The sequence below is a fragment of the Phenylobacterium sp. genome, assembly GCF_031412415.1.
GTDB lineage: Bacteria > Pseudomonadota > Alphaproteobacteria > Caulobacterales > Caulobacteraceae > Phenylobacterium.
In genome coordinates, this window is sequence record NZ_JANOCX010000188.1 from 1 (window position 1) to 13,313 (window position 13,313).

The window sequence follows — 13,313 nt, forward strand, 5'->3', positions numbered from 1 at the left end:
GAACGCTCGGCCGCCATGGCCGAGACCTTCCAGGGCGTGGGGACCTTCACCCGCAAGGATCGATCCTCGAAGATTCGCGGACCCCTCGACCTGTTCGCCGCGGTCATGGAGGCCGGTCGTCGCGGTCTGGCCATCCAGCGCTACAAGGGCCTGGGCGAGATGAACCCCGACCAGCTGTGGGAGACCACCCTGGACGCCGACGCCCGCACCCTGCTGCAGGTCAAGGTCAACCACGCCGACGACGCCGATGACATGTTCACTCGCCTGATGGGCGACTTGGTCGAGCCCCGCCGCGAGTTCATCCAGGAAAACGCCCTGGACGCCGAGGTCGACGTCTAGTGTGCCGGATCTGAAGTTCGCCCTCTTGTTGGGTTCAAGCGCTGAGCGAACTTCGGAACCGGGACACTAGGCGTCCATGCCCCGCAGGACGTCCAGCACCGCCTCGCCGTAGCGTTCAAGCTTGCCCTCGCCGACGCCGTTGACGGCGGCCAGGGTCGGCAGGTTGGCGGGCTTCTTCACCGCGATCTCGGCCAGGGTCCGATCGTGAAAGATCACATAGGGCGGCAGGTGCTGGCGCTGGGCCTCGTCGCGGCGCCAGGCGCGCAGGGCCTCGAAGATCGGCTGATCGTGCGGCCCGATCGCGGTGGCGGCCGTGGTCGCCGCGCGGGTCTTACGGCGCGGCTTGCCCGACTTGGTGGTGGGGTCGTGTTCCTCCAGCCCCTGGCGTAGGGCCACCCGGCGTTCGCCGCGATAGACCGCCTTGACGCCCTCGATGTCGCCCAGGCCCACCAGAGGCCGTCCGTCGTTGGGATCCTCGCGCAGCAGGCCGTCGAACAACAGCTGGTCGATCAGGTCGCGCCAGCCGGTGGGGCTGAACTCCTTGCCTATGCCGATGGTGGTGAGCGCCGCCTCGATGCTGGTGGGCTCCTTGGTCTTGCCCAGCAGATGCTCCACCAAACGACCGCGCCCGAAGCGGCCGCCCATGCGGTGGGCCGCCGACAGGGCCTTCTGCGCGGCCTCGGTGGCGTCGATGGTCTCCACGGTCCCCAGGCACAGGTCGCAGACACCGCAGGCGTCCACCCCCTCCTCGCCGAAGTAGCGGCGCACCCCGGCGGCGCGACAGGTTGTGCCGTCCAGCATGGTGTAGAGCTGGCGCACCTTGCGGCTCTGGACCTGCTTGACCCCGTCGTCCACCTCGCGCCCGTCGATCCGGCGATAGGCCCAGGCCATGTCCGAGGCGCCATAGAGGGTAATGCCCTCGGCCGGATCGCCGTCGCGTCCGGCGCGGCCGATCTCCTGCCAATAGGCCTCGATGGAGGCGGGCGGATCGGCATGGATCACGTAGCGGACGTCGGGTTTGTCGACCCCCATGCCAAAGGCGATGGTGGCGACCATGACCGCGGCGTCAGCCTCCAGGAAGGTCTCCAGCCGCTGGGCGCGCAGGCCCTTTTCGAGGCCGGCGTGATAGGCGTAGGCGGGCACGCCCTCGGCGCGCAGCAGCTCGGCCAGCTTCTCGGTGCCGTCGCGGGACCCGGCGTAGATGACGCCGGACCGGTCCGGACGCGCCGCCACCAGGTCGGCGACGCGGCGGTGCGCATTGCCCCGCTTGCGCTCGGCGAACAGGGCCAGCTCGGGTCGTGCGAAGGAGGCGACGAACTCGGCGGAGTCCTCCAGCTTCAGCTCGGCGCGGATGTCGTCGCGGGTCCGGGCGTCGGCGGTGGCGGTGACCGCCAGGCGCGGCACGTTCGGGAAGATGTCGGCGACCCTGCCCAGCATCCGGTACTCGGGCCGGAAGTCGTGGCCCCACTGGCTGACGCAGTGGGCCTCGTCGATGGCGATGAGGGCGAGCGGCGTGCGCGACAACCGCTCCAGCATGGAGGGCTGCATCAGGCCCTCGGGGGAGATGTAGAGCAGGTCCAGCGTCCCGGCCTCGATCTTCTCCCAGGTCTGCGCCCGCTCCCAGGCCTCGCCGGTGGAGTCCAGCCGCGCGGCGGATACGCCCGACTGCTGAAGCCCCGCCACCTGGTCGGCCATCAGGGCGATCAGCGGCGAGACCACAAGGCCCAGGCCCGGCCGCATCATGGCGGGGATCTGATAGCAGACGCTCTTGCCGCCGCCCGTCGGCAGCACCGCCATGGCGCTGCGCCCGGCCAGGATCTCGGCGATGACCTCGGCCTGGCGACCCCGGAACTCGGCGTGTCCGAAGGTGCGGCGCAGGATTTCCCGCGCTTCGTTCAGCGAAGCAGGCATGGGCGGTACATAGCCATGCCCGTCCAAGATGGGGAGCGGAAAAGCCTACTCCGCGGCCAGGGCGACCGGCGCGGCCTTCGCTCCCCGCAGCAGGCGGCCGGGCAGGGCGCCGGTGGCTCGCCGTCGCGATAGGTGACCTGGCCGGCGACGATGGTGGCGACATAGCCGTCGGCTCGCTGCACCAGGCGTCGCCCCCCCGCCGGCAGGTCGTAGGCCACGGCCGGCGCCTTCAGGTTCAGGTTCTCGTAGTCGATGACATTGAGGTCGGCGCGATAGCCCTCGGCGATCAGGCCGCGGTCATGCAGGCCGACGGCCCTGGCCGTGTCGTGGGTCTGCATCTTGATCATCGCCTCCAGGGCCAGCCTGGGGCCTCGCGTCCGGTCCCGGGTCCAGAGGGTCAGGTTCGAGGTCGGAAACGAGCCGTCGCAGATCATCCCCACATGCGCCCCGCCGTCGGACAGGCCGGGCACGGTGTTGGGATGGTTCAGCATGGCGTGGCTGGGGTCCAGCGACCCATTGGCGTAGTTGAGGAACGGCAGATAGAGCATGCTCTTGCCGCCATTTGACAGCATATGGTCAAGCGCCAGTTCCTCGGGTGTCGTCCCTTGCGCCGCCGCCAGGGCCGCTATGGTGCGGTCCGGGGTCTGCTCGTAGTCGGGTTCCTCGCCCATCAGGAACATGATTGACCAGTTGCGGGTCATGTTGGCGGCGAAGCCGGGGCCGCCCAGGGCGCCGTCGGCCAGCAGACGGGCGCGGAACTCGGGGTCGCGCAGGTTGGCGAGGCGCTCGGCCAGGGGGAGCTTGGCGATCGCCTGATAGGTCGGATAGGCGCTGAACGGATTGAGCGTCAGCTCGAAGCCGAACAGGATCCCCACCGGCCGGCCGGCGACCTGGGCGCGCATGGGCAGGCCCGCGTCATTGGCCTGGGCCAGACGCTCCAGCAGGAGCTTCCACTGATCGGGGTCGCGCGGACTCTGAACCAGGGAGAAGGACAGCGGCCGTCCCGAACGCTCCACCAGCCGGCGCAGCATGGCGAATTCGGCTTCCGGATCGGCGAAGTCAGAAACGAACTGCAAGGTCCCCTTGCCGGCCGCCGCCAGGCCCATGGCGATGCCGGAAAGCTCGTCTTCCGACGCCGTAAGAGTCGGCGTCGGCTGGCCGTCGCTGGTGCGGTGGTTGAGCGTCCGCGAGGTGGAGAAGCCGAGCGCGCCGGCTTCCATGGCCCGCTTGGCGATGGCCGCCATGGCGTGGATGTCGGCCTCGCTGGCGTCCTCGCGATTGGCGCCGCGCTCGCCCATGACGAACACGCGGAGCGCGGCGTGGGGAAGCTGGGCGCCGATGTCGACGTCGAAGGCGCGCTTGTCGAGGCTGTCCAGATAGTCGGGGAAGCTCTCCCAGTTCCAGGGCAGGCCCTGGGTCAAAACCGGGAAGGGGATGTCCTCGACCCCCTCCATCAGCCGGAGCAGTCGGTCGTGATCCTCCACCTTGCACGGCGCGAAGCCGACGCCGCAGTTGCCCATCACCACCGTGGTCACCCCATGCCAGGCCGAGGGCTGCATGTGATGGTCCCAGGTCGCCTGGCCGTCATAGTGGGTGTGGATGTCGACAAACCCCGGGGTGACGATCTTGCCCGCGGCGTCGATCTCCTCGGCTCCGCGCCCGGCGATCTCGCCAATGCGGGCGATCAGGCCGTCCTTGACCGCCACGTCGGCGCGGAAGGGGGCGGCGCCGCTCCCGTCCACCACGGTCCCGCCGCGAATGACGAGGTCCCAGGCCTTTTTCATGGCCGTCTCTCCCTGGCGTTTGCTTGTTGGGAGAATTAGCCGCCCGCGCGCGGGGTCAGGTCAAGGGCGACCTTACGTCAGTTGGCGGCCTCGCGCGGTTGCTGGCCGGTCTTGAAGGCGCAGCCCCGGAAGGTCTGGTCGCCCAGGGTGACCACCGCGATATAGGGATAGCGCAGGTCCGACATGCCGTCCGAGCAGTCGTCCTGGGCCAGGCTGACCATGAAGGTCTTGCCGTCCTTCGTGGTCGACCACACCGCCTCGCGACCGCCGTCGTCCGTGGCGCCAGGATTGGGCACGCTCAGGGCCGCTTCCGGGTCGGGCCGCTTGAAGGTGATCCTGTCGGCGCGGATTTCCAAGGCCCAGAAGGGCTCGGTCCCCCGCGCGTCGATGTCGCCGAGGAATTCCTTGGGCGGGTCCGGCGGCACGTCGGATGGCTCCGGCGCCTTGGGCGGGGCGGGGGCGTCCGCCGGCGGCGGGGCGGGTTCGCCGTCGGGCGCCTGGGGCTGGCAGGCGCACAGCAGAAGGGCGGCGAAGGTCGCCGGGAGAGCGTGTCGCATCGACGATCCTTTCGCGGCGGCGCGGGCAGGCTAGACTCCTGCCAGATGAGTCGGAACAGCGCCCTACGATTTCTGGAATTCTTCGCCGGTGGCGGCATGGCCCGACTCGGCCTGGGCGAAGGCTGGGCGTGCGCCTTCGCCAACGACTTCGATCCGGTCAAGGCCGCGACCTATCGCGCTAACTTCCCCGACGCCGAACAGCACCTGCGGGTGGGCGACGTCTGGGCGCTGCAGGCGGCCGATCTGCCCCGGAGCGCCGATCTCGCCTGGGCGTCCTCGCCTTGCCAGGACTTCAGCCTCGCGGGGGGCCGGGCCGGGCTCGCGGGCGGACGATCCTCCGCCTTCTTCGGGTTCTGGCGACTGATCGAGGCGCTTGGGCCGGATGCGCCGCGCGCCGTGGTGATCGAGAACGTCAGCGGCTTGCTTACCTCCCACGACGGGGCCGACTTCACCGCGCTCTGCGCCGCCCTGGCCGGCCAGGGCTACGGCTTCGGGGCGCTTGAAATCGACGCCGCTCGATTCACGCCTCAGTCGCGACCTCGGGTGTTCGTCATCGCCACCCGATCGCCGCCGCCCGCGTCACTGATGGGCGACAGTCCCTTCCAGACCCGGGCGGTGCGCGATGCCCAGGCCCGCCTGCCCGCCGAACTGGCCGCGAATTGGATCTGGTGGCGGGGCGACGCCCCGGCCACGCGCAACGCCGACCTGGCCAGCCTGCTGGAACACGACGACGCGGTCGTCTGGCACAGCCACGCGCGGACCGCGCGGTTGATCGAGCTGATGTCGCCGCTACACCAGCGGCGCCTGGCGGCGGCCCGGGCCAGCGGCGTGCGCACCGTCGGCGCGGTGTTCAAGCGCATGCGGGTCGAGGACGGCCTGCGGGTCCAAAGGGCCGAGGCGCGGTTCGACGGCCTGGCCGGCTGCCTGCGCACGCCGCGCGGTGGGTCCTCGCGCCAGACGTTGATCGTGATCGAGGGCGAGAGCGTGCGCTCGCGTCTGGTCACGGCGCGGGAGGCCGCCCGGCTCATGGGCCTGCCCGACAGCTATGTGACGCCGCCCTCGGCGACCTCGGCCCTGCATGTCATGGGCGACGGGGTTGTCGTCCCGGTCGTGCGATGGCTGGCCTCCGAGATCCTGGAACCGCTGCTGGCGCCGCAGGGCGCCGTGCTGGCCGCCGAATAGGCGAACTAGCGCCCGCCCCCAGAAGAAGTGCGCTTACAAATCCCCCTCACGGGCCTAAGTTCTCAGGCTATCGACCCTTGCAGCCAGAGACATCGCCATGGCCGACGCCGGATCCAACACCTATGACGCCGCCCGCTACAAGCGCTCGGGGCGCGGCAAGATTTTCGACTCCGTCCTGGACCTGATCGGCGACACCCCGCTGGTCCGGCTGCCGCGCCTGACCGCGGCGTTGAAGCCCCAGGGCGAGGTGGTCGCCAAGCTTGAGTTCTTCAATCCCCTGGCCTCGGTGAAGGACCGCATCGGCGTGGCGATGATCGAGTGGCTGGAGGCCAGCGGCCTACTGAAACCCGGTGGGACCATCGTCGAGCCGACCAGCGGCAATACCGGCATCGCGCTCGCGTTTGTCGCGGCCGCCAAGGGTTATCCGATCATCCTGGTCATGCCCGAGAGCATGTCCATCGAGCGGCGCAAGATGCTGAGCATCCTGGGCGCCAAGGTGGAGCTTACCCCGGCCGAGCGCGGCATGGCCGGCGCCGTGGCGCGCGCCAGGGAGATCGTCGAGGCCACACCAGGCGCCGTCATGCCCCAGCAGTTCGAGAACGAGGCCAACCCCCTGATCCACCGGGTGTCGACCGCAGAGGAAATCTGGAACGACACCGAGGGCCGCGTCGACGCGGTGATCTCCGGCGTCGGCACCGGCGGCACGATCACCGGCGTCGGCCAGGTGCTGAAGGCCCGCAAGCCGTCGATCAAGATGGTGGCGGTGGAGCCCGAGGCCTCGCCGATCCTGTCGGGCGGCCAGCCCGGCCCACATAAGATCCAGGGGATCGGCGCGGGCTTCGTGCCCTCGATTCTAGACCGTGGCGTGATCGACGAGATCATCCAGGTCTCCAACGACGACAGCTTCGCCATGGCCCGTCGGGTCGCCAAGGAAGAGGGGATTCCCGTCGGCATCTCCTCCGGGGCGGCGCTGACCGCGGCCTTCGACCTGGCCAGCCGCGACGAGTACAAGGGCAAGCTGGTGGTCGCCATCATCCCCAGCTTCGCCGAACGCTACCTGTCGACGGCTCTGTTCGACGGTCTGTGACCGACGTCTACACCGCCGAGAAGCGCTCGGCGGTGATGGCCCGGGTGAAGGGGCGTGGCACCAAGCCTGAGCTCATGGTCCGCAAGGCGCTGAGCGCGCTCGGCGTCCGTTACCGCCTGAACCGCAAGGACTTGCCGGGCTCGCCCGACATTGTCCTTGGTCCCCGGAAGCTGGCGATCTTCGTCCATGGGTGCTTCTGGCACGGCCACGACTGCGCGCGAGGGTCGCGGGTTCCCAAGGCCAATCGCGACTACTGGGTGGGTAAGGTGGCGCGCAACACCGCCCGCGACCGGGCGGCGGCGACGGCGCTCGGCGCCATGGGCTGGCGCGTCGAGACGATCTGGGAGTGCGACCTCAAGGATGCGGCGGCGCTAAGCGACCGTCTGGCGGGCCTGCTCGCGTCCTAGCCGGCGTTCCCCGGATAGTGCGGAATCTCTGGTGGGAAGCTGAGCCATTCGTGCTTCGCCACCGTCCAGATCGTCCGGATGGGCGGCGGGAACGACGGGTCGGCGAGGGCGCCGACGGCGACGCAGACCAGGTCGGGTACGCGCGGGTTGTCCCAATAAACGGTCGAGCCGCAGGTCGGGCAGAAGTGGAAGGTCAGGATTCCACCGCTCTCGCCCTGTCGCTGGAACGTGCGCTCCTCCCCGACCCGCGAGACGATCTGGTCGCGGGGAAAGAAGGCGTTGGACCCGAACAGGGCGCCCGTGCGCCTCTGGCACGCCAGGCAATGGCACGACGAAACCAGGCGCGCCGCGCCGTTGAGGTGCAGCCTTAGACCACCGCAGGCGCAGACCGCCTCATGCGTCGTCATCTAGGCCACCGTGATCTCGGTCTTTACCGAATTGGCGATGAAGCACTCCTCGTGCGCCTCGTGGTGCAGGTGGGCGAGCGCCGCGGCGTCGGGCGCTGCGCCATCCCATTCGATCTTGGGGCTGAGCGTCACCTTGGTCACCGCCATCCGGCCCGGCGCGATCTCCTCCATGACGCCGCTGGCGTGGTCGCGATAGGCGGTGACCACGAAGCCGGCCAGCCGCGCCTTATGCAGAAAGGTCAGCATGTGGCAGTTGGAGAGGGCGGCGATGAACATCTCTTCCGGGTCCACCGCCTCGACCACGGCCCACTTGCCCACCACATGGGGTGAGGCCGAGGCGGGCACGATCAGGCCGCCGTCGAAGCTTATCACGTGGCCCCGGCTGTAGCGGCCCTTGGCGAAGTCCTCGCCGTCTCGCAGTTCCCAGGCGACGTCGGCGGTGTAGGTGGCCATGCAATCCTCCGTTTCGGCCCCGCATATAGGGAGGAAGCTGCGCCTTAGAAGGCCTCGGCGGGCAGAGCCATCATCAGTTCCGAACCGGTCTTCAGCTTGGTCAGGTGGCTGTCGGCCTCCGGCAGGATGCGCTGCACGAAGTAGCGGCCGATCACCAGCTTGTTCGAATAGAACGGATCGCTATCGCCGCTCGCGATGCGTGCGTTGGCCGCCTTGGCGATCAGGGCCCACATGTAGCTGAGCGAGGTCAGGCCGAAGAGATGCATGTAGTCGGTGGAGGCGGCGCCGGCGTTGTCGGGGTTCATCAGGCCGTTCTGCATCAGCCACATGGTGGCGTCCTGCAGCTTGGTCTTGGCCTCTGCCAGGCCTTCCAGGAAGGGCTTGAGGCCGTCGTCGGCCTGGTTGGCCTCAACGAAGGCGTCGATCTCCGCGAAGAAGCTCATCACCGCGCGGCCGCCGTCGGCCGCCAGCTTGCGGCCGACGAGGTCGAGCGCCTGGACGCCGTTGGTTCCCTCATAGATCAGGGCGATGCGGACATCGCGCATGTACTGGCTGACCGGGAAGTGCTCGGTGAATCCGGAGCCGCCATGGATCTGGACGGCGTCCGAGCAGATATCGAGCCCCTTGGCGGTGAGATAGCCCTTCACCACCGGCGTCATCAGCGCCATGTAGTCGCCCGCCCGCTGGCGGACCGCTTCGTCGGGGCTGGCATGGGCGAGGTCCCCATGCAGGGCGACCCAGAACAGGAAGGCGCGGCCGCCCTCGATGAGGGCGCGGCTGTCCATCAGCATGCGGCGCACGTCGGGGTGGACGACGATGGGATCGGCGGGACCGTCGGGGTTCTTCGGGCCGGTGAGCGAGCGGCCCTGCAGCCGCTCCTTGGCGAAGCTGGCGGCGGCCTGGTAGGCGGCCTCGGCCTGGGCGACGCCCTGCAGGCCCACCCCGATGCGGGCCTCGTTCATCATCACGAACATCAGCCGCAGGCCCTGGTTCTCCGTGCCCACCAGCCAGCCCGTGCTCTCCTCGTGGCGGATCACGCAGGTGGCGTTGCCGTGGATGCCCATCTTCTCTTCCAGGCCGTCGCAATAGACGCTGTTGCGCGCGCCGGGCTTGCCGTCGGCGTCCGGGATGAACTTCGGCACGATGAACAGGCTGATGCCGCGCGTCCCCTGCGGCGCGCCCTCGATCCGGGCCAGGACGAGGTGGACGATGTTCTCGGCCATGTCGTGCTCGCCGCCGGAAATCCAGATCTTGGTTCCGGAAATCCGATAGCTGCCGTCGGCCTGGGGAACGGCCTTGGTGCGCAGCAGGCCCAGGTCCGTGCCGCAATGGGGCTCGGTCAGGTTCATGGTCCCGCCCCACTGACCCGAGGCCAGCTTGGGCAGGTAGAGGTCCTTCTGCGCGTCCGACCCGCCGTTGAGAATCGCCGAATAGGCGCCGTGGGTCAGGCCCGGATACATGGAGAAGGCCATGTTGGCCGACGAGCTCATCTCGGAGAACGAGAGATTGACAACATGTGGCAGGCCTTGGCCGCCATATGCGGGCTCGGCGCCCAGCGCCGGCCATCCGCCCTCGACCAGCTTGACGTAGGCCTCCTTGAAGCCCGCTGGCGTGGTGACCGTATGGTCGGGACGCCAGGTGCAGCCCTGCTTGTCGCCGATGGCGTTCAGCGGCGCGAGCACCTCACCCGTGAAGCGGCCGGCCTCCTCGATGATCTGCTCGACCACGTCGATGGCGGCGTCCTGGAAGCCCGGCAGGTTGGCGTAGTTTTCAAGCTGCAGGACGTCGCGTAGCAGGAAGACGTGATCGCGTACGGGGGGCTGATAGGGCATGTCCGCTCCGGTAGGACGAAGAAGGGCTCACGGCGCGCCGTGAGCCCTTTGATTAGCGCGATGCGCCGACGCGCCGAAGTCTATTTGGCGTGTTCCATATCGCCCAGGCGTTCGCGCAGCACCTGATCGTAGTCGGCGGCGCGGGGAAGCAGGTCGGGGCGGGTGGCGGCGAGGTGGGCCTCCAGGGCGTCGCAGCCGGTGCGAAGCTGGTTGATCGCCTCGTCGATGTCGTGGCGCTGGGCCTCCAGGGCGACGATGCGTTCGCGGAATTTCATCAGCGACTTGGCGTTCTGCGCCGCGCCGCCGTCGTCCAGTTCGTAGAGGTCGAGAATCTCGCCAATCTCGGCCAGGGCCAGACCCACCCGCTTGCCGCGGAGGATGAGCTGCAGGCGGGCGCGATCCTTATAGGAATAGACCCGGTTCATCCCGTCGCGCGCCGGCGCCAGCAAGCCCTTGTCCTCATAGAACCGCAGGGCGCGGGGCGTGCATTTGAACTCCAGGCAGAGCTGGCGGATGGTGAAGGTGCGGATGGGCCGGCGAAGATCTGCGGGCATGGGCGTCCTCCCTGGACGCTGACGTTTCTATTCCTGACAGTGTAAAACCACGTTTCCGTTTACGTCAAGGTGATCGGCGGTAACTCAGCCGTGAGCGGCGCCTGGACCCGGCAGCGGATTCGCCCTTAGGCTGTGCGCCGAAAAAGGGGCTCTCCATGGTTCGAGGATTCGTGCGGTCCGCCGCGACGCTGGCGGTCATCGCGGTCTGCCTCTCCTCGCCGACCCTGGCCGCCGATAGGGCCGTCCCGCCGACCGCCGTGGCCGGCGCGACCAGGATGGATGGTCTGCTGCCGGTCTATGTGGACAAGGCCAAGGGCAGGGTCTTGCTCTCCCTGCCGGCGCCCGACGTCTCAGGGGTCAGCGGCCGCTTTCTCTACATGACCGCCCTACGCACGGGCCTCGGCTCCGCGCCCGTCGGGCTGGACCGGGCGCGGATCGGCGATGTCCAGATCCTGGTCTTCCGCCGTATCGGCAAGAAGGTCGTGGCCGAGTTCGAGAACCACAAGTTCCGCGCGGAGGGAGCGCCGGCGGACGAGCAGACCGCCGCGCGTGAGGCGTTCTCGGTCTCCACGATCTGGGCGGGCGAGGTGGCCGAGACGACAGCCGACGGCGCTTTCCTGGTCGACATCTCCGACTTCCTCGTCCGAGACGCCAATGGCGTCGCCGACGCGCTGAAGCAGGCGGGCGAGGCGGGCTTCAAGCTGGTCCCCAATCTTTCCATGGTCGATCCCTCGGCCGTGAAGGTGTTCCCCGAGAACCTGGAGTTCGAGGCCCGCCAGACCTACGCCTCCGACACCCCGGGGCCAGAGACGCGCAACATCGCGCCCGACCCGAAGCTGATCACCTTCCAGGTTCGCCACAGCCTGGTGAAGCTGCCAGAGACGGGCTACGAGCCCCGCCGCTTCGACCCGCGCACCGGCGGCTTCTCGACCATGGTGCTCGACTATGCCGCCCCGCTGGGAGACGAGATCGTCTATCGCCTGGCCAACCGCTTCCGGCTGGAGAAGACCGATCCGGCCGCCGCCAGCTCACGGGTGAAGAAGCCGATCATCTTCTATGTGGACCGCGCGGCGCCGGAGCCGATCCGATCGGCCCTGGTGGACGGCGCGGCCTGGTGGGCCCAGGCCTTCGAGGCCGCGGGGTTCGTGGACGCCTTCCAGGTCAAGGTCCTGCCCGAGGGCGTCGATCCGCTGGACGTCCGCTACAGCGTCATCAACTGGGTCGACCGCGCCACGCGCGGCTGGTCCTACGGCCAGGCGGTCACCGATCCGCGTACCGGGGAGATCGTCAAGGGCTCCGTCCTGCTGGGCGCGCTGCGGGTTCGTCAGGACATGCTGATCTTCGAGGGGTTGGTCGGGGCGCATCGCAACGGGACCGGCGGACCGAACGACCCCATCCAGGTCTCGCTGGCGCGCCTGCGCCAGCTCTCGGCCCATGAGGTCGGCCATTCGATCGGCTTCGCGCATAACTTCGCGGGATCCACCCAGGACCGCGCCTCGGTCATGGATTATCCGGCGCCTCGAGTGACGTTGAAGGACGGCCGGATCGACCTGTCCGACGCCTACGGGGTGGACATCGGGGCCTGGGACAAGCTGACCGTCGACTGGCTCTATGGGGCGGGCGGCGAGGCCTTGCAGGCCAAGGCCAAGGCGATAGTTGACTCTGGCAAGCGTTTCGTCACGGACGCCGATGCCCGCCCCTTGGGCGCCGCCCAGCCCTGGGGAAGTCTCTGGGACGACGGCGCCGACCCCGCCGTCGAGCTGACCCGCATGATGGAGGTGCGCCGCGGGGCCCTAACCAGTTTCGGCCTCGGCGCGCTCAAGCCCGGCGAGCCGGTGGCTAATCTGAAGCGCAAGTTCGTGCCCATCTACCTGCTCCACCGCTACCAGCTCGAAGCGGCCGCCAAGCTGATCGGCGGCGTGGACTATGCCTATTCGGTGATCGGCGATGGACGTGAGACCTCACCGGCCGTCCCCGCCGCGCACCAGCGCCAGGCGCTCGCCGCCTTGATGGCCACCCTGTCGCCCGCCGCGCTCGACACGCCGGACACTCTTGTCAGTATGTTGTCATCCGCCCAATCCGGCGACCCCGACCGTCAGCACGTGATCGAGGTGTTCGCCGACGCTGGCGGCGAGGTGTTCGATCCGCTGGTGGCGGCAGAGGTGGCGGCCGCCATGACCCTGGATCAGCTCCTGGCGCCGGACCGCCTGACGCGGCTGACGGACCAGCACCGCCGCGACCCGAGCCAACCGGGGGTCGGCGAGGTCCTGGACCTTACACTCGACACGGTGTTCGCCCCTGCCTCGGGACGGCTGGGCGAGGTCTCGCGCCGGGTGCAGAACCGTCTGGTTCTCGACCTCGCGGCGGCGGAGCGCAACGCCAAGCTCTCGCCGGCGGCGGCTTCGGAGATCGCGGCTCGGCTGCAGGCCTTGCCCGCTCGGTTGAAGGGCGGCGCGGACCCGGCGGATCGCGCCCATCGCGCCCGGCTCATCGGGCTGCTCGCTGACCGCGACGCGATGACCGTGCTGCTGGAAACGCCCAAGGCGAAGCCCGAAACCCCGCCCGGCATGCCGATCGGAGACGAGGACTACGGCGTGCTGAACTAGGACGCCAGCTCGCCCGCCAGAGCGCTCTCGATGAGGGCCACCGTGCGGTCCAGGCCGAAGATCGCGGCGAAGGAGCCGAAGCGGGGGCCCTGGCTCTGGCCCAGCAGGACCTCGTAGAGCGCCTGGAACCAGCCGCGCAGAGGCTCGAAGCCCGCGACCTTGCCGGCCTCGAACACCTCGTTCTGGATCGCCTC

General features: G+C 69.0%; 11 protein-coding genes and 2 pseudogenes. 5 read left to right on the forward strand and 8 right to left on the reverse strand.

Going from position 1 to position 13,313, the window contains the following annotated elements; translation table 11 throughout:
* Positions 1–339: pseudogene (locus tag RMO04_RS09050) on the forward strand (DNA gyrase subunit B); the annotation flags it as partial.
* A gap of 66 nt (positions 340–405) precedes the next feature.
* Here the strand turns inward: RMO04_RS09050 and recQ are convergent.
* The 3 genes from recQ to RMO04_RS09065 form a co-directional block, all read right to left on the reverse strand.
* Complete coding sequence (recQ, locus tag RMO04_RS09055) at positions 406–2,250, reverse strand: DNA helicase RecQ (RefSeq protein ID WP_309644456.1); 1,845 nt, start codon at positions 2,248–2,250, stop codon at positions 406–408.
* The gene (locus RMO04_RS09060; RefSeq protein WP_309644457.1) at positions 2,235–4,034 is read right to left on the reverse strand and encodes an amidohydrolase family protein; all 1,800 of its coding nucleotides are present in this window, start codon (positions 4,032–4,034) and stop codon (positions 2,235–2,237) included. The genes recQ and RMO04_RS09060 overlap by 16 nt, the downstream gene beginning before the upstream one ends.
* Before the next feature lie 77 nt (positions 4,035–4,111).
* Entirely contained in the window at positions 4,112–4,591 is a 480-nt protein-coding gene (locus RMO04_RS09065) for a hypothetical protein (protein WP_309644458.1), read from the reverse strand.
* Positions 4,592–4,636: 45 nt separating this feature from the next.
* Between RMO04_RS09065 and RMO04_RS09070 the strand changes: the two genes are divergently transcribed.
* The 3 genes from RMO04_RS09070 to RMO04_RS09080 all read left to right on the forward strand — a co-directional run bounded on the left by RMO04_RS09070 (position 4,637) and on the right by RMO04_RS09080 (position 7,267).
* Positions 4,637–5,773, forward strand: coding sequence for a DNA cytosine methyltransferase (locus RMO04_RS09070; protein ID WP_309644459.1), 1,137 nt, complete (start codon positions 4,637–4,639; stop codon positions 5,771–5,773).
* A gap of 97 nt (positions 5,774–5,870) precedes the next feature.
* Complete coding sequence (gene cysK, locus RMO04_RS09075; protein ID WP_309644460.1) at positions 5,871–6,860, forward strand: cysteine synthase A; 990 nt, start codon at positions 5,871–5,873, stop codon at positions 6,858–6,860.
* Complete coding sequence (locus RMO04_RS09080) at positions 6,857–7,267, forward strand: DNA mismatch endonuclease Vsr (protein WP_309644461.1); 411 nt, start codon at positions 6,857–6,859, stop codon at positions 7,265–7,267. The genes cysK and RMO04_RS09080 overlap by 4 nt, the downstream gene beginning before the upstream one ends.
* Here the strand turns inward: RMO04_RS09080 and RMO04_RS09085 are convergent.
* The 4 genes from RMO04_RS09085 to RMO04_RS09100 form a co-directional block, all read right to left on the reverse strand.
* The gene (locus RMO04_RS09085) at positions 7,264–7,674 is read right to left on the reverse strand and encodes a GFA family protein (RefSeq protein WP_309644462.1); all 411 of its coding nucleotides are present in this window, start codon (positions 7,672–7,674) and stop codon (positions 7,264–7,266) included. The genes RMO04_RS09080 and RMO04_RS09085 overlap by 4 nt on opposite strands.
* Positions 7,675–8,127 carry an OsmC family protein gene (locus RMO04_RS09090; protein WP_309644463.1) on the reverse strand — a complete coding sequence of 151 codons (453 nt, stop codon included), beginning with the start codon at positions 8,125–8,127 and terminating at the stop codon, positions 7,675–7,677.
* 44 nt (positions 8,128–8,171) lie between these two features.
* Positions 8,172–9,959, reverse strand: coding sequence for an acyl-CoA dehydrogenase C-terminal domain-containing protein (locus tag RMO04_RS09095; RefSeq protein ID WP_309644464.1), 1,788 nt, complete (start codon positions 9,957–9,959; stop codon positions 8,172–8,174).
* Between the two features lie 80 nt (positions 9,960–10,039).
* Complete coding sequence (locus RMO04_RS09100) at positions 10,040–10,513, reverse strand: MerR family DNA-binding transcriptional regulator (protein ID WP_309644465.1); 474 nt, start codon at positions 10,511–10,513, stop codon at positions 10,040–10,042.
* A gap of 155 nt (positions 10,514–10,668) precedes the next feature.
* Here RMO04_RS09100 and RMO04_RS09105 point away from each other — a divergent pair, with 155 nt between their 5' ends.
* Positions 10,669–13,119 (forward strand): zinc-dependent metalloprotease, encoded by a 2,451-nt coding sequence (locus tag RMO04_RS09105; RefSeq protein ID WP_309644466.1) that lies wholly within the window; start codon positions 10,669–10,671, stop codon positions 13,117–13,119.
* Here the strand turns inward: RMO04_RS09105 and lysK are convergent.
* A pseudogene (gene lysK / locus RMO04_RS09110) lies at positions 13,116–13,313 on the reverse strand (lysine--tRNA ligase); the annotation flags it as partial. The gene RMO04_RS09105 and the pseudogene lysK overlap by 4 nt on opposite strands.